At 40.3% G+C, this 19,429-nt stretch carries 18 protein-coding genes; 13 read left to right on the forward strand and 5 right to left on the reverse strand.

What is annotated here, in order from left to right; translation table 11 throughout:
- Window positions 1-5 precede the first annotated feature (5 nt).
- The 4 genes from infC (at window position 6) to H7992_RS08920 (ending at window position 1,657) form a co-directional block, all read left to right on the forward strand.
- Window positions 6-512, forward strand: coding sequence for a translation initiation factor IF-3 (infC, locus tag H7992_RS08905; protein ID WP_067207698.1), 507 nt, complete (start codon window positions 6-8; stop codon window positions 510-512).
- 27 nt (window positions 513-539) lie between these two features.
- The gene (rpmI, locus tag H7992_RS08910) at window positions 540-740 is read left to right on the forward strand and encodes a 50S ribosomal protein L35 (RefSeq protein WP_067207701.1); all 201 of its coding nucleotides are present in this window, start codon (window positions 540-542) and stop codon (window positions 738-740) included.
- A 41-nt stretch (window positions 741-781) separates the two neighbouring features.
- On the forward strand, window positions 782-1,141 hold the full coding sequence (rplT, locus tag H7992_RS08915; RefSeq protein ID WP_067207704.1) for a 50S ribosomal protein L20: 360 nt from the start codon (window positions 782-784) through the stop codon (window positions 1,139-1,141).
- Window positions 1,142-1,366: 225 nt separating this feature from the next.
- Window positions 1,367-1,657: a DUF1294 domain-containing protein gene (locus tag H7992_RS08920; RefSeq protein WP_231885791.1), complete on the forward strand. Its 291-nt coding sequence runs from the start codon at window positions 1,367-1,369 to the stop codon at window positions 1,655-1,657.
- 27 nt (window positions 1,658-1,684) lie between these two features.
- Here the strand turns inward: H7992_RS08920 and H7992_RS08925 are convergent, their stop codons facing one another.
- Complete coding sequence (locus H7992_RS08925) at window positions 1,685-2,065, reverse strand: sigma-w pathway protein ysdB (RefSeq protein WP_187047315.1); 381 nt, start codon at window positions 2,063-2,065, stop codon at window positions 1,685-1,687.
- A 91-nt stretch (window positions 2,066-2,156) separates the two neighbouring features.
- Between H7992_RS08925 and H7992_RS08930 the strand changes: the two genes are divergently transcribed.
- The 6 genes from H7992_RS08930 to H7992_RS08955 all read left to right on the forward strand — a co-directional run bounded on the left by H7992_RS08930 (window position 2,157) and on the right by H7992_RS08955 (window position 8,667).
- A complete protein-coding gene (locus tag H7992_RS08930; protein WP_067207709.1) occupies window positions 2,157-2,642 on the forward strand; it encodes a dUTP diphosphatase in 486 nt (161 codons plus the stop codon).
- A 91-nt stretch (window positions 2,643-2,733) separates the two neighbouring features.
- Entirely contained in the window at window positions 2,734-3,234 is a 501-nt protein-coding gene (locus H7992_RS08935; RefSeq protein ID WP_067207712.1) for a helix-turn-helix domain-containing protein, read from the forward strand.
- Window positions 3,234-4,112 carry a metallophosphoesterase gene (locus H7992_RS08940; protein WP_255428628.1) on the forward strand — a complete coding sequence of 293 codons (879 nt, stop codon included), beginning with the start codon at window positions 3,234-3,236 and terminating at the stop codon, window positions 4,110-4,112. Before H7992_RS08935 ends, H7992_RS08940 begins: the two co-directional genes overlap by 1 nt.
- A gap of 218 nt (window positions 4,113-4,330) precedes the next feature.
- Window positions 4,331-5,746, forward strand: coding sequence for an alanine/glycine:cation symporter family protein (locus H7992_RS08945; RefSeq protein ID WP_187047316.1), 1,416 nt, complete (start codon window positions 4,331-4,333; stop codon window positions 5,744-5,746).
- Between the two features lie 155 nt (window positions 5,747-5,901).
- Window positions 5,902-6,885 carry a zinc-binding dehydrogenase gene (locus H7992_RS08950; RefSeq protein WP_187047317.1) on the forward strand — a complete coding sequence of 328 codons (984 nt, stop codon included), beginning with the start codon at window positions 5,902-5,904 and terminating at the stop codon, window positions 6,883-6,885.
- A 102-nt stretch (window positions 6,886-6,987) separates the two neighbouring features.
- On the forward strand, window positions 6,988-8,667 hold the full coding sequence (locus tag H7992_RS08955; RefSeq protein ID WP_187047318.1) for a formate--tetrahydrofolate ligase: 1,680 nt from the start codon (window positions 6,988-6,990) through the stop codon (window positions 8,665-8,667).
- Window positions 8,668-8,969: 302 nt separating this feature from the next.
- Here H7992_RS08955 and H7992_RS08960 read toward each other — a convergent pair whose 3' ends face one another.
- The gene (locus H7992_RS08960) at window positions 8,970-9,407 is read right to left on the reverse strand and encodes an SRPBCC domain-containing protein (RefSeq protein ID WP_067207723.1); all 438 of its coding nucleotides are present in this window, start codon (window positions 9,405-9,407) and stop codon (window positions 8,970-8,972) included.
- 348 nt (window positions 9,408-9,755) lie between these two features.
- A complete protein-coding gene (locus H7992_RS08965; RefSeq protein WP_370569998.1) occupies window positions 9,756-11,414 on the reverse strand; it encodes a M3 family oligoendopeptidase in 1,659 nt (552 codons plus the stop codon).
- A gap of 978 nt (window positions 11,415-12,392) precedes the next feature.
- On the opposite strand from H7992_RS08965, the gene H7992_RS08970 reads away from it, so the two are divergent.
- The 3 genes from H7992_RS08970 to H7992_RS08980 all read left to right on the forward strand — a co-directional run bounded on the left by H7992_RS08970 (window position 12,393) and on the right by H7992_RS08980 (window position 16,570).
- Window positions 12,393-15,029, forward strand: a complete 2,637-nt coding sequence (locus H7992_RS08970; RefSeq protein WP_187047320.1) for a cation-translocating P-type ATPase — start codon at window positions 12,393-12,395, stop codon at window positions 15,027-15,029.
- A gap of 105 nt (window positions 15,030-15,134) precedes the next feature.
- Window positions 15,135-15,416, forward strand: coding sequence for a DUF6509 family protein (locus H7992_RS08975; RefSeq protein ID WP_067207728.1), 282 nt, complete (start codon window positions 15,135-15,137; stop codon window positions 15,414-15,416).
- 170 nt (window positions 15,417-15,586) lie between these two features.
- Window positions 15,587-16,570: an NAD(P)/FAD-dependent oxidoreductase gene (locus H7992_RS08980; protein ID WP_067207734.1), complete on the forward strand. Its 984-nt coding sequence runs from the start codon at window positions 15,587-15,589 to the stop codon at window positions 16,568-16,570.
- Window positions 16,571-17,885: 1,315 nt separating this feature from the next.
- On the opposite strand, the gene H7992_RS08985 is transcribed toward H7992_RS08980, so the two are convergent.
- Together H7992_RS08985 and H7992_RS08990 are read right to left on the reverse strand one after the other, a co-directional pair.
- Window positions 17,886-18,992 (reverse strand): DUF1648 domain-containing protein, encoded by a 1,107-nt coding sequence (locus H7992_RS08985; protein WP_187047321.1) that lies wholly within the window; start codon window positions 18,990-18,992, stop codon window positions 17,886-17,888.
- 4 nt (window positions 18,993-18,996) lie between these two features.
- Window positions 18,997-19,380 (reverse strand): GntR family transcriptional regulator, encoded by a 384-nt coding sequence (locus H7992_RS08990; protein WP_187047322.1) that lies wholly within the window; start codon window positions 19,378-19,380, stop codon window positions 18,997-18,999.
- Window positions 19,381-19,429 lie beyond the last annotated feature (49 nt).

Below are 19,429 nucleotides of genomic sequence, written 5' to 3' on the forward strand. Positions count from 1 at the left end.
AAGACATGTACGTAAATGAGGGCATCCGTGCCCGCGAGCTACGCATTATTGATCACAACGGCGATCAGCTCGGAATCAAAACACGCACTGAGGCACTTGAAATTGCCGCTCTTGCGAATTTGGATCTTGTCCTTGTAGCACCAACAGCGAAACCCCCAGTGGCTCGTATCATGGACCACGGAAAGTTCAAATTTGAACAGCAGAAAAAGGATCGCGAAGTCCGTAAAAATCAGAAAATCATTTTGCTTAAAGAAGTTCGGTTAAGCCCGACAATCGATGAGCATGATTTCCAGACAAAACTACGGAACGCTGTCAAGTTCCTTGAAAAAGGCGATAAAGTTAAAGCTTCAATCCGTTTCCGTGGACGTGCGATTACGCACAAGGAAATCGGACAGCGTGTCCTTGACCGTTTCGCAGAAGCGTGCAAAGATGTATCTACGGTTGAACAACGACCGAAGATGGAAGGCCGCAGCATGTTCCTAGTGCTTGCACCAACTGCTGAAAAAGAGTAACAATGAATGATTTAGGAGGAACAGAACATGCCAAAAATGAAAACTCACCGCGGCTCAGCGAAACGTTTCAAAAAAACCGGTTCTGGTAAATTGAAACGCGGCCGTGCTTACACAAGTCACTTGTTTGCAAACAAACCGACAAAAGCGAAACGTCACCTGCGTAAAGCTTCACTAGTTTCTTCAGGCGATTTCAAACGCATTCGTCAAATGATCACTTACATGAAATAATTTAAAACACAATCGGACAGAAAAGCAGGAGGTAATGAACTATGCCACGCGTAAAAGGTGGAACAGTGACGCGCAAGCGTCGTAATCGAGTATTGAAATTAGCAAAAGGTTACTTTGGTTCAAAACATAGACTTTACAAGGTAGCAAACCAACAGGTAATGAAATCATTCAACTATGCATACCGTGACCGTCGTCAGAAGAAACGTGAATTCCGTAAACTTTGGATTACACGTATCAATGCGGCTGCACGTATCAACGGTCTTTCTTACAGTACTCTTATGCACGGCTTGAAAGTAGCTGGCATTGATGTTAACCGTAAAATGCTTGCTGATCTTGCAGTGACTGACGCGCAAGCGTTCACACAACTTGCAGATGCAGCGAAAAAATCAATCGCAAAATAAGAACGTCAATAAAAGTCGCCAAACGGTCCAGAGTTAATCTGGGTGCGAGGCGACTTTTTTATTTGTTTTTTTTACGGCGACGGTAAAGTTTTCGTATTGAGGAGTTTAGGAAGAGGATCTTATAGATCCGTGAATCTGTCGTACAGTTTAAAGAATTATATTATTACTCTCTGACTGCTAAACAGTGTAAAATGTAAGTAGAGAAAGAAAAGAGGGGAATCATACTTGCAAACGACACTATTAGGATGGATTGCAATTATGTCCGTTTGGGCATTTATTACGATGGGGTATGATAAGCGTCAGGCAAAGAGAAAAGGACAACGAATACCTGAAAAGAATTTATGGACGCTTGCACTGCTTGGTGGAGGCATTGGTGCATATCTTGGGATGCAAACATTCCGTCATAAGACAAGACGTACATCTTTCCGGATCGGCTTTCTTATTTTAGCAATTGCCTATGGTATTGGCATACTCTATCTTCTAGGTGTTACCCTACCAGGAATGATGGAAGTGTAAAATAGCCCGCTTTTCAACGGGCTTGTTCTATTGTTCCATTAGTCGTTCGATTGGATTTTTCCAACTAATAGCGGCTTTGGGGTAGTTGGATAAGATTGTGGATGAAAGAAAATCAAAATCCGCTTTTGTGAAATCTTGAAGTTTTGTTTCATCTTTTACCCAAACGAAAATGGAGATGACGTCAATGGAATCATCTGTTGTATCTAAGTATTTTTCACCCTCAAACATAGCGCCTTTATACGATAGGAAGAAATTTTTTCGCACATTATTTACTTCATCATAGAAATAATACTTTTCCTCCGCGTATGCATCATCAAGCTTTCTTTTGGGGTCCGTCAAATAACGAATCCCGCGGTAGACTAAATAAATGATAAAAGCAATAATGATCAAGCGGATCAGTAATCCCATAACGGATCCCCCTTATGAATTTATAGATACTATCTTATACGGATGACAATCTGAAAAGTTTCAATATAGTTAAAAAAATGGAGGTTTTTTTATGCAACTGTCAAAACTATTTACCATGCAACGTGAACTCGATTTATTTATCCAAAATAACAGAGAGGAAAAAACAGATGTTTTTCTAGAAAAAGGACTTGCACTCTTAATTGAACTCGCGGAACTTGCGAATGAAACGCGTTGTTTCAAATTTTGGAGCACAAAAGGTCCTTCAGATGATGCTGTGATTCTTGAAGAATATGTAGATTCGATTCATTTTCTACTTTCCTTGGGTATAGAAAAGGACTTACATACGCTAACAAATTGGCCGGAAGGTGAAGTTGAAGGAGAATTGACACAATTATTCCTAGAAACTACGGCTGCTATTCACTGTTTCCTGAATGAACTTAGCATGACGGCTTATGAGAAAGTCTGGATTCATTATGGGGCCATTGCTAAAAAACTTGGTTTCACAAATGAAGATATTATTGGTGCGTACTTAGCGAAGAATGAAGAAAATTATAACCGTCAAAAAACAGGTTATTAATTGTTTTATAGAAAAATCAAAAAATAGATTGACAGAAGCCTCCAGATAAAAAATAATAGAGTTGTATATAAACTTTTTAGGGGGCGTAAATGTGAACGATTGGAACAAAGAGGATTTTGGTATAAGGTTAAAGAAATTGCGTGAAGAACGCGGATTATCAATGATGGCATTCGGAGCAGCTATAGGAACGTCAGCAAGTCGTATTAAAGATTGGGAAAAAGGGAAGAATGCTCCATCGGCGGCTTGGGTGGCAAAAATATCTGAACGCTTTAATGTTACAACTGATGAGCTGATTCTAGGGAATTCGAAGACGTCAAAACCGTTTAAAAGCACGGGATCTGCAAATGTAGATATGCTTTACGACAAATTGAGAGAAAATGTTATTAGCGATATAGAAACGCAAGAACAAGAACAAACGAGTCATACAGACGAACTGTATGCAGAACTTGATGCTATACACAAAGAAACGTATAGAAGCGGAAAGGGCAGAAAACGTGCAGAAATCGAAATGCTTGCGATACTGACAGAACTGCCGAAAAAAGAGGTCCTAGAACTTTTAGAACTTGCAAGGTTGAAAAAACGCTGGTTGTAATGAAAACGACTACGAATACAACGAAAAAAAAGATGCCCTTACGGCGTAAATGGTTTTTCATCTTATTCATACTTGTCCTTCTTTGCTTTGTCGTATATAAAGGAAATACAACAGTCGGGGTAACGCATTATGAAATTGCGTCGGACAAGATCCCTGCTAATTACGACAAATACACTATCGTCCAGATTTCTGATTTACATGATGCCGAATTGGGTGAAAACCATTCACATGTTGTTGATAGGGTGAAAATGATCACGCCTCAAGCGATATTCATTACGGGTGATTTTATCGACAGTAACCGCTACGATCTTGAAAAAAGTCTGATTCTTATTGAAGAGCTTCAATTTGTCGCTCCAATCTATTACGTGACAGGAAACCATGAAATCGCTACGCAGGATATGGACCGTATTAAGGGGGCTCTCGAAGACTTGGGGGTTCGTGTCTTATCGAACGAAGCGGATGTAATTACATTGTTTCCCGATAGTTCAATAGCAATAGGAGGAATTGAAGATCCGCTGGCAAGTGAGCTTGAAGATGATGAAGACGTTAAAATATCGATAGAACAAGCATTTGAAAATATACCTGATGAGATGTTTAAAGTGCTATTGTCACATAGACCTGAGCAATTTGATGTATACGCTGAAGCCGGGATAGATGTGACGTTCAGTGGTCATGCTCATGGCGGACAGTTTCGTATACCAGGGATCGGTGGCCTCGTTTCACCCGGACAAGGTTGGTTTCCCAAATATTCATCAGGCGTCCATGAGAAGAATGGCAGCGACTTGGTAGTCAGTCGCGGCCTGGGCAATAGCATCATTCCAGTGAGGCTGTTCAATCAACCGGAAATAGTAGTTGTCACATTACGCACAATAGAATAGTCCTAGCCTCCTTTCGATTATTGAAGGAGGTTTTTTTGTTGAAAATAATAATAGAATCTACCGTAAAATCCCATTAAATAACTGCTATTCTCATTTGTCGAAATAGGATATGATATGTACTTAACGTGAAAGTATCCGTAGTTAAGGTAAAGGCATTTTTGACATGTGTATAAAAATTACACTGCGAATGTTAAAAATGGAATAGGGAGGAACTAGAAATGATTCAAAGTGCTTTAGAGTGGATTGTAACGACAGGGAATAACCTTTTATGGTCGTATATCCTAATCGGTTTGTTAATTGGTTTAGGTATTTATTTTACGATTCGAACGAAATTTGTACAGTTTCGCCTGTTTGGTGAAATGTTTAAACTTATAGTGGAAAAACCGGAAGTGAAGGGCGGGATATCTTCCTTTCAAGCGTTTACAATTAGTGCTGCATCACGGGTTGGAACAGGGAATATCACTGGGGTTGCCCTTGCAATTGGCATTGGAGGGCCAGGCGCAGTTTTCTGGATGTGGGTCATTGCGATAATCGGAATGGCGACTGCGTTTATCGAAAGTACGCTCGCGCAAGTGTATAAAGTGAAGGACGGCGATACATTCAGGGGAGGGCCTGCTTATTATATGCAAAAGGCTTTGGGGAATCGGAAGCTGGGTATCATATTCGCTATTTTGCTGACACTTTGCTTCGGTTTTATTTTTAATGCTGTACAGTCAAATACAATAAGTTTATCATTCAATAGTGTGTTTCATATTGAAAAATGGGTTATTGGATTAGTTCTTATTTTTATAACGGCTCTTGTTATTTTCGGAGGCGTTAAACGGATTGCCAATGTCACACAAGTTATCGTTCCGATTATGGCTATTCTCTATATTATTGTTGCTTTATATGTCGTTATTATGAATATAAATGAGGTTCCCGCAGTATTTAAACTAATCTTCACGAGCGCATTTGGAATGAACGAAGCGGTCGGTGGGGCAGTCGGGGCAGCGATTATGCAAGGAGTGCGACGTGGACTATTCTCCAATGAGGCAGGTATGGGGAGTGTACCGAACGCTGCTGCGGTTGCAAGTACATCGCATCCGGCAAAACAGGGTCTTGTTCAAAGTCTAGGTGTGTTTTTTGATACAATCATCATCTGTTCTGCAACGGCGTTCATTATTATTCTTGCCGATCTTTATAATACAGGTGAAGTGGATGGAATTCTCTTGACGCAGACATCCCTTGGTGTCCATGTAGGAGAGTGGGCACCTTATTTCTTGGCAATTGCCATTTTGTTTTTTGCTTTCAGTTCAATTATTGGAAACTATTATTATGGCGAGACGAATATTGAATTTATCAACGCGAATAAAATATGGTTAACTCTTTACCGTTTTGGTGTACTCGCGATGGTCATGTTTGGAACGCTTGCAAAAGTGGATCTTGTTTGGAACATGGCGGACCTCTTCATGGGGATGATGGCAGTCATTAATCTAATAGTTATCTTCCTTCTAGGAAAAGTGGCATTCAAAACACTAGATGATTATACAGAACAACGAAAAAGAGGACTCAATCCTATATTCAAGTCTAGTACGATTCCCGGGCTAAAAGGTGCAGAATGTTGGGAAGATGAAAAGATAAGCGACGGCAAATAAAAGATTACTTCAATTGTTAAGAAGGCAAGAAACCTATTTGAACTATAATTGGTTTCTTGCCTTCTTTCATTTCGTTTACTATTTAGAAGAGTGTGAAAAAAGGTAACTATTAAGGTATGATAGAGATAGTATGCACTTAAGAAAGGATGATTAAGATGAAAGCATTTATCCATGAATTAGGGCAGTTGAAAATAGGTGACATGAAAGAACCAGTTGCAGCAAGTGGTGAAGTCGTCGTTGCGATTCAGACGGCAGGTTTGAACCGTCGAGACTTATATATACCTGGACGTAGGGGGAATGAGGCACAAGCATTGACGCTAGGATCTGACGGTGCAGGAATTATTGAGTCAGTAGGTGCAGGAGTAACGGCGTTTGCAGTCGGGGATGAAGTAATGATTAATCCTTCGCTACGTTGGTTTGAAAACAGCGATGCCCCACCGGCAGAATTTGATATTTTAGGAATGCCAGATAATGGGACATTTGCTGAGAAAATTGCTATTTCGGCTGAACAGATTGAAAGGAAACCCACTCACTTGTCCTGGGAAGAGGCAGCGGTACTTTCGTTAGCGGGTTTAACAGGTTATCGTGCACTATTTACTAAAGGGGGATTGAAAGCGGGGGATACAGTTTTCATCCCAGGTGCCGGCAGTGGAGTAGCCACGTATCTTATTTCATTCGCTAAAAACGTTGGAGCACGTGTGATTGTTACTTCCCGCAGTGAAGCTAAGCGAAAACAGGCACTTGAACTTGGCGCGGACATCGCTCTTGATACGAATGGGGATTGGAACAAGGAGTTAGAAGGAGAGACAATCGACCTCGTTATCGAAAGTGTTGGCCGGGCGACGTTTAATCGTTCGCTTAGTTTATTGAAAAAAGGCGGGCGTATCGTCATTTTTGGAGCAACGACTGATGATACAGTCGACTTGGATTTGCGCGCGTTTTTCTATGGACAGTACCAACTTTTCGGTTCTACGTTAGGTAGTCGAGAAGAGTTACGTGACATGATTGCGCATGTCGAAAAATATGGAACACGTCCAATTGTCGATAAAGTCTTCAATTTGGATGAAGCGGCAGAGGCATTCGATTATATTGAAGAGAGTAAGCAATTTGGAAAAGTGGTACTGCAAGTAACGAAATGATGTAGTACTTCAGTTAATTATAATGTCGTATAAAATTCACTGAGATATCCCGCTATTTGGATATAGCTGGGGTATACTTAAAATAAAAAAGGTGGGACAGACATGACAAAAAAAGTATCGCCATTAACTGATTTACAAATAGCATCACAGGCCACGATGAAATCGATTTGGACTATAGCCAAAGAGGCAGGTATACCCGAAGAAGCGGTCGAACCATACGGCAGATTCAAAGCGAAAATTGATGTAACTAAGTTAGCCGAGAGTAGCAAGGATGGAAAAGTGGTTCTTGTCACAGCCATTAGCCCAACGCCGGCGGGGGAAGGGAAGTCGACTGTCACTGTAGGGCTTGCTGATGCCCTTTCAAAGCTCGGAGAAAAGACAATGATTGCTTTACGCGAACCATCCCTTGGACCTGTTATGGGGATGAAGGGTGGGGCTACAGGCGGTGGTTATGCTCAAGTGTTGCCAATGGAAGAAATTAATCTACATTTTAATGGTGATATTCATGCAATTACGACTGCGAATAATGCGCTTAGTGCACTTATAGATAATCATCTTCACCACGGAAATGTGCTTCGGATTGACCCGCGGAGAATTACTTGGAAACGCGTCTTGGATATGAATGATCGCGCATTACGCAACATAACAATTGGACTCGGCGGCCCTACACAAGGAGTTCCAAGAGAAGATGGTTTCGATATTACAGTCGCATCTGAAGTTATGGCGATTTTTTGTTTAGCGACAAGCCTGCAAGACTTGAAAGAAAGACTTGCACGTATCGTTATCGGTTATACGTATGATAAAGAGGCGGTAACGGTACGAGACCTTGGTGTCCAGGGGGCATTGGTACTTCTACTGAAAGAGGCATTCAAACCAAACCTTGTGCAGACAATTGAAGGGACTCCGGCACTTATACATGGTGGACCCTTTGCGAACATTGCGCACGGCTGTAACTCGTTAATTGCAACAAATACGGCACGTAAACTTGCTGATATCGTCGTTACGGAAGCTGGATTCGGTGCCGATTTAGGTGCTGAGAAATTCATGAATATAAAAGCACGTCAAGGTGGATTCTCACCTGATGCAGTTGTTATTGTGGCAACAGTACGTGCACTTAAAATGCATGGCGGAGTTCCGAAAAACCAGCTTGCAGAGGAGAATGTACAGGCTGTCACGGATGGATTAGTCAACTTAGCTAAGCATATTGATACCATTCGTGCATTCGGTGTCCAACCGGTCGTTGCGTTGAACAAGTTCATCACGGATACTGGTGCAGAACTGGAAGTCATTTTTGAGTGGTGTGAGGAAAACGAAATAAGGGTAGCACTCACTGATGTCTGGGAACGCGGTGGAGATGGCGGCATTGCTTTGGCGCAGGAAGTTTTAAAGCTTCTGGATGAACCAAATAATTTCGCTCCACTCTATGATGTAGAACAGCCCGTAAGTGATAAAATTACAGCTATTGTTCAAAAAGTATATGGTGGATTGGGTGTTGTATTTACAGAACAAGCGTTAAAAGATCTCAAAAATATCGAGAACAATGGCTGGGGAATTTTGCCGATTTGTATGGCCAAAACCCAATATTCATTTTCAGATGATCCGAAAATACTTGGGCGCCCTGAAGGGTTTACTATTACTGTTAGAAAAATCATTCCGAAACTTGGAGCAGGATTTCTTGTCTGTCTGACGGGGGATATTATGACGATGCCAGGATTGCCGAAAACGCCTGCAGCACTTCAGATGGATATCGATTTACAAGGCAATGCAGTAGGTTTAATGTGATTTTTGAAATTGTGGATAGGTAATAAATTTAATGAGGTTGTCCAAATAATTGGGGACAACCTCATTGTTAATTAAGTAAGTCTCGAATCATGTTTCGCTTAGAAGCACACATATTTAAATCAGTTTATTTAGGTGGCAATTTAGTAAGCGAGTGTATACGTGGTATGATAATTAACTATAAACGATAAAAAACACTGAACAGTAATTCAGTGTTTGCATTTAAAACAACGAAATAATTTCCTCCCTTTTGAACTAAAGCACTGATTAGCATAATAAGAGGTGTAGCTATTATTAGAATATACCTATAGACTTCCAGCTAATTCTTTAATTACTTTTTTTGCTTCAGATGCAAATTCTACCGAGGCATCATAATAGTCTTGCCCATCTTTTAGGAGTGAAAAATCACCAATTTCAATTTTTAGTAAAGTACTACCGTTTAGGTCTTCTAACTTAAACAGATATGCCACATCACCTTCATTCGGTTTTACTTCCCAATTTGATGAGTATAAGGCAAGTTTTAATTCCTTCAATTCTTCTGCTTTTATAATTGTTGTAACAGTCTGGTCACCGTTAGGATGCTCCCAAACCACTTTACTTCCCTTACTCATATTTTCACTAGGATAATTTTCTGGAAGTTCATCCCACTGTGCAATATATTTTGGGTTAATGAGTACCTCCCATACTTTTGAAGGAGTAGCCTCTATATGAACTTCATCTTTTACAATTAGTATATTGGTCATTATATCTACCTCCTGAAATGTTGGATCTAAGTCAATATTTTCATTGAGAAAAACTGTCGTTAGTTCAATAATAAATAATTCCAATATTCTATTATACCAACAATACTTAGAAATTAAAATTTTCCATCACTTTAGAGTATCCCGTCCGTTTATAAATTGGGAGGATTTTTATTATTACGCCCAAAAGCGAACTTTCGTTGTTCTATATAAATCAAAAAAGCACTGCGAATTGCAGTGCTAATTTATGCTCTAATACAATGTGGTTTTGGCTACGAAATTTAATGTTATTTGCTTGTTTGCACCTCCGAAGAGAAACCGTGAAGCATTTCTGCTTCTACTTACTTTATTTTAAAGTGCTTTATCGTCAATCGAATCGAGCCATGATTCGATTGTTCCGATAACAGACTCAACACAGCCGTCTTCGAAAGGTGATATTAAATTGGCTTCGGCGACTAGTTTTGTAAATGATTTTGAACCACCGAGTGTGCAAAGATGTAAATAATCTTTCCATGCCGCATCACGGTCTTCAAATGAGCGTTTCCAAAATTGGAACGCACATATTTGTGCAAGGGTGTAATCGATATAATAGAATGGGCTTTCATAAATGTGACCCTGACGCTGCCAAACAGCACCCGATTCCAAGTATTCAATGCCATCGTAATCCCGCATAGGTAGGTAGATATTCTCGATCTTTTTCCAAGCTGCTTTTCGTTCTGCAGCTGTCATTTCAGGGTTTTCATAGATGACATGCTGGAATTCATCGACTGCGACGCCATATGGTAAAAAGAGCAATGCACTGCTAAGGTGTGCGAATTTATATTTATCCGTTTGTTCTTTGAAGAAGAGTTCCATCCAAGGCCATGTGAAGAACTCCATACTCATTGAGTGAATTTCTGCACCTTCAGATGTAGGCCACATATATTCTGATATACCAATATTCTGGCTAGAGAACACTTGGAATGCGTGCCCGGCTTCATGCGTTAACACATCGATATCTCCAGAAGTTCCATTGAAATTAGAGAAGATGAAAGGCGAATCGTAATTATCGATGAATGTACAATAGCCGCCCGCTTCTTTCCCTGTCTTCGCTTCGACGTCTAGTAAGTTCTTGTCCGTCATGAATTTGAAAAATGCATCAGTTTCAGGTGAAAGTTCAGCATACATCTTTTTACCGTTTTCAATGATCCAGTCAGGAGATCCCTGGGGTGTTGCATTGCCTGTAAGGAAGTCTAAGGACTGATCGTAAAACTTCAATTCGTCTACGCCTATACGTTCAGCTTGGCGCGCATAAAGGCGGCTTGCGAGCGGAACGATATGGTCGCGTACTTGATCACGGAATTTCTTCACCATATTTGCATCATAGTCGATACGTTCCATTCTTAGGTAACCAAGCTCCACAAAGTTTTTGTAACCAAGTGTCGTCGCGATTTCATGACGGAGTTTAACAAGTTGATCATAAATTTCATCGAACTTTTCACCATTGTCAGCATAGAATTTGTAGGAAGCTTCCATAGCTGATTTACGAACGGAGCGGTCCGTAGATTCTGCATAGGGTCCCATTTGAGCAAGTGTAAGTGTTTTACCATCGAATTCGATTTGTGAAGATGCGACCAGTTTCGAGTAATCGGAAGTTAGTTTGTTTTCTTTTTGTAACAAGCCAACAATTTCTGGAGAAAACGATTTTATGGCATTATCAGCTAAAGCGAATAGTTGAGTGCCCCATTTTTCTTCGAGTTGTGCTCTGAAAGGAGTGGAAACCAGTTCTTTGTAGTAAGCGGTTTCAAGTTCTTGGTACTCTGGTCCGATTTCGTCGAAATAATCGCGTTCTTTCTGATAGAACTCATCGTTTGTATCGATGGATGCACGGATATAGACAAGGTTGGCCATTGTTGAGTAGTCTTTACCAATCGTGTTGATCTTCTCAATGACTTCATTTTGCTGGTCATAAGAACTTGCGGTACGGAATTCCTGTAGCAACTCGTCAAAGTCTTGTTTTACTTCTGCCATATTGAGCTTTGAGTATTGATAGTCTTCAAATTTAATCAAAATGATTCCCCCTGCTAGTTTACTAGTGAATTACTTCACTCTTTATATTGTTCACGAAGTTCCGGAATATTGCAAAAGAAATTTACGATTTTCATGTATTTTGTCAAATTAGCTTGTTAAAGAAGTATCATGACTAAAGCATAGTAATAGAAGAAGTATGAAAATAGTCGTCTACATTGGCACGTCTGTTTATTAACCGTTTTCTTTCATAAAGAGCAGGTAAGAAAGGCTTGAAAAACTCTATTTTCACTGGATCATTTCCGGTCCGCTTTCGGCGAGCTATTCATGACAACTTTACTGAGGGACAAGTGTGGCTAGAAATGACTTCGTCATTCCTAGCCACACCCTTTGGGGAGGAATTGCAGTTCATTCCTCCTAAGTAATCCTGTTACGAATAGTTGCCTGTCGCGTTCCTACAACGTTCAAGTGAAAAATACAGCTACTTTAGAAAAAAAGAATAGATGACTCTTTATAAAGGTTGTAAGTGCCCGAAGATACAATTTCGGGCACTCTAGTACTTTCTACAATGTGTTCCTTGCTTACTTTTAGTAAAGAGTATGCATCTTATCATGAAATGGACTATAAGAAAGTGACTCTTTCTTAACTAAAAAAGACAAGACTATGGAGAAGGCTTCAGTCGCGAAAATTGTATCTTTGGCGACTATTATCCAGATAAGAAGCCCGCTATTCTTTCGTCCCGAAAATCTTTAGTACTTTGTGTACGAATGTATTTGGATAGCGACGGATGAATAAGCACCATGCGATTTCTTCACATCAAGACACCTCGTTAATCGTATAGAGGTCGTTCAATCCAAGCAATCCAAAAGTAATTGTACAAGAAGTGCCTAGTGTTGGATTCAGTCATTTACTGGTTGCTTTTGGTAAATCAACACATGTGATAGATTGGATATTTAAGAGGTATATGGAGGGAACAATAAAATGCAAAATGGAACTGAACAATTGATGGATACGGATGTGGAATTTGGATTAAGTGAAGAGGAAGTGAATAAAAGGCTGGATGAATACGGGGCGAATAAACTTACGGGTAGTAAAAGCCGTACGCTGATACAACGGATTTTTGCACAAATCAATAATGTGTTAATTTATGTATTAATCGTTGCTGCTGTTATTTCCGGAATACTTGGGGAAGTGGCAGACTCAGTTATTATTGGATTGGTCGTTATCATCAATGCAGTTGTGGGGGTCGTTCAGGAATCGAAAGCGGAGGAAGCGCTTCAAGCGTTGAAAAATATGGCAGTACCTAAAGCACTTGTAAGGAGGGATGGTGTCAAGCAAGAGATACCGTCGGAAGAAGTCGTTCCAGGTGATATCATTCTCCTTGATGCAGGCAGGTATGTTCCGTGTGATATCAGACTAATTGAATCAGTAAATTTGAAAATTGAAGAGGCGGCACTGACAGGTGAATCTGTGCCTGTTGAAAAGGATGCACATTTTAGTGGAGATCCCTCAATGCCAATCGGAGATCGAAAAGACATGGCCTTTATGTCGACATTGACTACATATGGGCGTGCAACTGGAATTGCTATTGCAACAGGCATGAAGACTGAAATAGGGAAAGTGGCTACCATGCTTGACCAGGAAGTGGACGACGAGACGCCTCTTCAGAAAAGCCTTGCCCAATTAGGTAAATATCTTGGCATTGCTGCTGTTGCCATCTGTGTCATCATATTTACGATTGGCATACTTCAAGGGCGTGGCTATTTGGAAATGTTTATGTTAGCGGTCAGTCTTGCAGTTGCAGCAATACCTGAGGGGATGCCTGCGATCGTTTCAATCGTCCTTGCAATCGGCGTTCAAAGGATGATTAAGCAAAACGTTATCATCCGAAAACTCCCTGCTGTGGAAGCGCTAGGCTCTGTGGATGTTATCTGCTCTGATAAAACCGGGACGTTGACTCAAAATAGGATGACGGTTACAACGTTTTTTGCAGATGGGACTTTAAATGAGTTAAGTAAAGCTAATCTGAAAAACCCGGTACAAAAATTGTTGTTTGAGAATATCGCATTGTGTAATGATGCGACGTATTCTAAAACAGGAGAAACAGGAGATCCAACAGAGATTGCGCTTGTCGTAGCGGCGACAGAATCCGGACTGGAAAAAGAACTGTTGGATAATAACTATCCTAGAATCACGGAGTTACCATTCGATTCAAATCGGAAACGAATGACTACGGTACATCGATCTGCAGATGCAATGTATTCACATACAAAAGGTGCTATTGACGGCATCCTACAGAAGTGTACACATATTGAAGTAGCTGATGGGTCAAGGATACTTGATGAAGCAGACCGGCAATCAATTCTGGAAGCGGCCATGACGATGTCTTCTAAAGCGTTACGTGTATTAGGCTCCGCTTATAAGATTGTAGAAGAAGCCAAAGCCATGGAACTAGACCAAGCTGAAGAAGGATTGACATTCCTTGGCCTTATCGGAATGATTGACCCGCCGCGTGAAGAAGTGAAAGACGCAATTAAAGTGACGAAAGAAGCTGGGATTCGAACAGTGATGATTACTGGTGATCATCAGGACACGGCATTTGCAATAGCGAAAGAACTAGGAATTGCGACTCGGAAATCAGAAGTAATTGAAGGGAAAACAATTGATTCGATAACGGGGGATCAATTGGTAGAAAAAACCGGAGAGATTAATGTCTATGCACGTGTTTCGCCAGAACATAAAGTGAAGATTGTACAAGCACTTAAAGTGAAAGGTCATACAGTGTCGATGACAGGGGATGGCGTCAACGATGCACCATCATTAAAAGCGGCAGATATTGGCGTGGCAATGGGGATTACGGGAACTGATGTTGCAAAAGGTGCAGCAGACATGATTTTGACAGATGATAATTTTTCGTCAATCGTGAAAGCTGTCGAAGAGGGACGTGTGATTTACCGCAATATTAAGAAGTCCGTCATATTTCTATTGTCATGTAATCTAGGTGAAATCATCGCGCTTTTTGCCGCGATTTTACTAGGATGGCCGCTACTATTGCGTCCGATTCATATACTGTGGATAAATCTTGTGACAGATACATTTCCAGCACTATCACTCGGTGTGGATCCTGAAGAGCCTGGAGTAATGAAAGAAAAACCACGACACCGGCATGAGAGTATATTCAGAGGATCTATTCCATTTTTGATTTTAAACGGAATTTTGATTGGGGCGATTACGCTCGTCGCTTTCATGGTTGGAGTATACATGTCAGGTGAGCATGAAGGTAGTTTCCTAGCCCTGTTTTCATCGGGAATTCCAGAAAGCGCACTAGTTCACGGACAGACAATGGCTTTCATCGCACTAAGTTTTTCCCAACTTGTTCACTCCCTTAACTTCAGGTCGATGGATAAGTCTGTATTTACAGCAGGGATTTTCAAAAACAAATTCTTGATTTACTCAATTTTGCTTGGAATCATTTTGCAAGTGGTTATCGTGTCAGTTGGTCCAATCGCAAAAGTCTTTAGTGTGCATTCACTAGGGCCTATGGAATGGCTAGTTATTGCCGCTTTAAGTCTGCTGCCTCTCTTGATAAACGAAATGATTAAATTCATTAAAAAATAAGGTATGTGCCAAAGTTAACCCTTTTGGTGTTGAATGATGTATTATGGAGTGTAGTGGCTTTGTAGCCGGGGAATCTAAAATTGTAAGTGAGAGGTTGGTACTACTATGGAAATTACTGAGTATATCATCAAAAAAATTAACGATCCTACTGGGATCATTGCTGGAGAGCGTTATGAATACCGATTGTACATTAATCTTGATGAAGAAGACGAGCTTTATTCTGAAGGTGGAACGGGCCTTCGAGTAATCTTTGCAATTGACGAGGATGAAGGTCGAATTGCTTCATATCACTTCTTTGAGCGTTCAAGTGAGAAAGTTCTTGATTTCGAATTGGAAGATGACGAGAAAGAAACTGTTCTTGCATATTGCAGAGCGCATCGCGAATAGGAAGAAATAAAAGGCCTGTACACATTTGATGTGTACAGGCCTTTTATTGCGTACCTTTAATTCGAAAATCAGATTATGTGTATTTTATTGTATTTTGTTAGATAATGTGTAGAGTGGATAGAGAAGAAGAAAACTTTTATCCGAGACTAATCTAATTGGAGTGTTTAACTATGAATAACGAAATCGTTGATATTACAATTATCGGGGGAGGACCGACAGGACTCTTCGCTTCTTTCTATGCTGGAATGCGTGAAATGTCGGTAAAAATCATCGATAGCTTGCCACAACTTGGCGGTCAGCTGATCGAACTGTATCCTGATAAAGATATATATGATGTGGGCGGATTCCCTAAAATTCTTGCGAAAGATTTCGTAGCGAATCTAGTAACGCAAGCTCATTATTCGAAACCAGAAATCCTTCTCGGTGAAACGGCTATGTCAGCAACGCGTGATGGAGATCATTTCATTCTTAAAACAGATAAAGGCGTTCATTTGACACGTACCATTCTTTTGACTGCTGGAATCGGTGCATTCCAACCACGTAAGATTGGTCTTCCTGAAGAAGTCCTTTTTGAAGGAAATACACTTCATTACAGCATTAAGGATCTGACGATTTTTAAAGATAAAAATGTACTCGTTTGTGGCGGTGGGGACTCCGCGGTTGACTGGTCACTTATGTTGGAGGATATCGCTTCAACTGTGACACTGGTTCACCGTCGTGAACGCTTTACAGCACATGAGACGAGCGTTAATCAACTGATGGAATCGAAAGTTGATGTGAAAACTTCCCGTGCTGTGAAAGTGATTGAAGGGGAAGATGGCAAGGTTAGTGGCATCGTCTTAGCAGAAAAAGACGGAACTGAGGAACGTCTTGACGTCGATCATTTAATTGTTAACTACGGTAATATATCTTCTCTTGGGCCCTTGAAAGATTGGGGTCTAGAAATGGATCGTAACTCGATTATGGTTAACACGCGTATGGAGACAAACATCGAAGGTATCTATGCAGCTGGAGATGTTACAAATTATGAAGGCAAGGTGAAGCTAATTGCTGTCGGACTTGGCGAAGCGCCGATTGCGGTGAATCATGCGAAAGCTTATGTCGATCCAAAAGCAAGATTGCAACCACTTCATAGTACAAGTATCTTTAGTTAAATATATTTTATGGTAAATTGAAAAACCGCCTTGCGCGGTTTTTTTTTGCGTGGAATTCGGGAAAATATTTATCAGTAGTGATTTGCTTGAAACTACCTTGCGATATAGAACGTAATAGTAGTAGTACATGAAGAGGGGATGCTAACAGTGAAAAATGGTCGTGATAGTGGTTTTATTTACTGGAAGTTGAATTATAGAAAAAAGTTTATCATATATGTTGAATTAAAGAATCCCACTAAATTTACTATGGCGATCAATAAGGAGAGAGTATTAATTCGGGGTGCGGATTGTAGAACGCTTAGCGCTTTGGGGATGCCTTACGCAGTAAGCTTGGATTAGCGCTTCGCATCCAGTCTTACTGCTTCGGCGACCCCTTTGCCGCGCCTGCGCTAGGATGTTCGTTATCGAGAGAAATGTGATTTTGAGATGTATATGGCGAGATTGTAAGGTGATTACTATTTGATACTATAAAAATTGAAATAAAGAATTCCATTGAACCGCTACGGCGCTAGGGGATGCCTCCCGCAATAAGCCAGATGAGGTATTCTTTAACCTATCTGGAATAATATCTTGGCATTAACTGTATAATTTCTGCAAAGAACGCAGAAATTATACAAACTGAACTCTTCATTGTTCGGTTGGCTACCCCGTTAAGGCGCCTTCGCTCAGTATATATACCAGATTCAACATATATAATTATATTCAAGAAAGTCGCAATCCAGGTTGTAGATTTCATCCCAGATAATGAAATGCGCTTTCTCAAATAGACCATCCAGCGCGGGAGGCAACCACAAAGTGTCGAAGCGGTATTCGTAGGATTTCTATTTCATTCAAAGTACTAGATCTTTTCAGTGGCCTCCCAAAAATCCTTGTAAAGCGCATACGCCGTATTCATTTGTTCAACATATATAGAACTTTATGGCATATTCCGATTTGTATTATCGTAATCATAGTACTGCTAATTTCAGCAATACCTGAACTAGAGAAAAAATTGGATTATGGCGTTATTAATTACTTTACCTGTTCAAATACTTTACACTTATTTAAAATGAAAAAATGAATATCAACAGTAAAAATAATTTAGTGGTGCGCCATTTTGGTCAATCATTTCAAGCGGATGGGCTAGCTGTTAAGTGGTTTTTCACTAATGAGGGCTTTAGTAGAATGAGCAACAGAAAACCCACCTTGGCCAAGGTGGGTTTTCTGTTGCTCTAAAATAATACTATGCATGGTTTGTAGCTCATAATGGGTTTTAGTTCAGCTTATATACAGCTGTAGTGTATACGTTAATCTCTGAAACATACTGCTTTTAAAACTATAAAAAGAAAGTGATAGCCAGGATGAGTAGCAATGGACCAAATAGGATGATGTATCCAATCGGGTTGGCGAAGTTGATGGTCCAACCGACACCGAATCTTTTCTCAACAAAAATGGAGGAATCGTCTTTATTCACATAAAAGATCCCAGCTTTCCAATACTTATCGTCATCGACGTCAGTAATACCGGCAATAGAATCATCTTCAATGTCAACATTGATCCGTGAGCCACTCTGACCGACTTTGAAAGCATAGATAGCTGTCGTTATAAGGACGATTAGTGAGAAACCCAACGGTAATGCAAGCATAAGTACTGCACTACCAAGTCCTTCATGGATTGTCGTAAGCTGTAGGAATCCCAAAAGAACAGTCATGAGTACGCTTATCATAAATAATAACCAACTCGTGTATTTACGGAACGATAATTGTTGAATTTGAGATGTTTTTCGTTTTGCGGCATTCAATTTAATGCCGGAATTTTTTGTGAATGCATTGATCCCAAGCATCATCCCTTGCATAACCAACAGAATGAGTAGAAGGGCAATTACGGAGAAAGGTGTTTTCGGGCTAAAGGCATCTGCTTGGCCACTTGGTCCCCAATGTGTTGGAATCATACTAGGCATACTACTGTATTGGGTTGCAGTATAGGCAATTAGGCCAATAGTTATAATCATTGGTAAAGCATAAAGAAATGAAGGAAGCATTTCGTCTTTTGTTCGGATAGCTAAATCAGCGATTCGGACCTGTTTCAAATGTAAGCCCCATTCATTGAGTTGTTTAAGACGTGTTGTTTTTGCATGAAAGTAAAAATAGAGCCCCATACTCAAAAAGATGATACCGAACTGAATCGCTAATCCGGTTAAGATAATTTTGTCTTCCGTTAGGCTACTAGTGTTGGCCAAGGTAAAATAAGCAATCAGTGAAATGAGACCGGTAATGAAAATAGTTGCGGCATATATTTTCTTGAAAGAAGCAATTGTAGGGTCGTCTGTATGTCCTTCTGGAATCGTTACGCCGAACGCAATTGTCCGTCTCAATAAAAATGGGGTGGCGGATAGCAGTACAAAGAGAAAACCGATTATGACTAAAAATAGTGTAAGTTCCATTCCTTTACTCCTCCTTAATAGATAAAATGATAGATGAAATTAATTTATTAATAGCTTCAGGTTTCATCCCGAGCACGATTGCTTCTGCGATGATTGGTTTTATTTCTGTGGAAATTCTTTCAAGATGATCCCCACGAATGTCATCTTGTGAAAGAGGATTGACGATAGCTCCTGACTTTGGAACAATCCGAATGATTTCTTTTCTTTCAAGTTCATGGTAAGCCTTATTGACGGTATGCATATTCATGCCAAGGTCTGCTGCTAATGATCGAACGGATGGTAGCGCATCCCCGCCTACCAGTTTTCCACGAGCAATCGCTTCGATTAGTTGGGAGGCTAATTGTGCGTAAATTGGTATATCCGATTCCGGTTCGATTTGGATGAACATTTGATTACCTCCTAACTGTTCTAATTCTATTATAACAAATGTGTTCTAT

Origin of the sequence: Sporosarcina sp. resist (assembly GCF_014302295.1) — a bacterium.
Taxonomy (GTDB): domain Bacteria; phylum Bacillota; class Bacilli; order Bacillales_A; family Planococcaceae; genus Sporosarcina; species Sporosarcina psychrophila.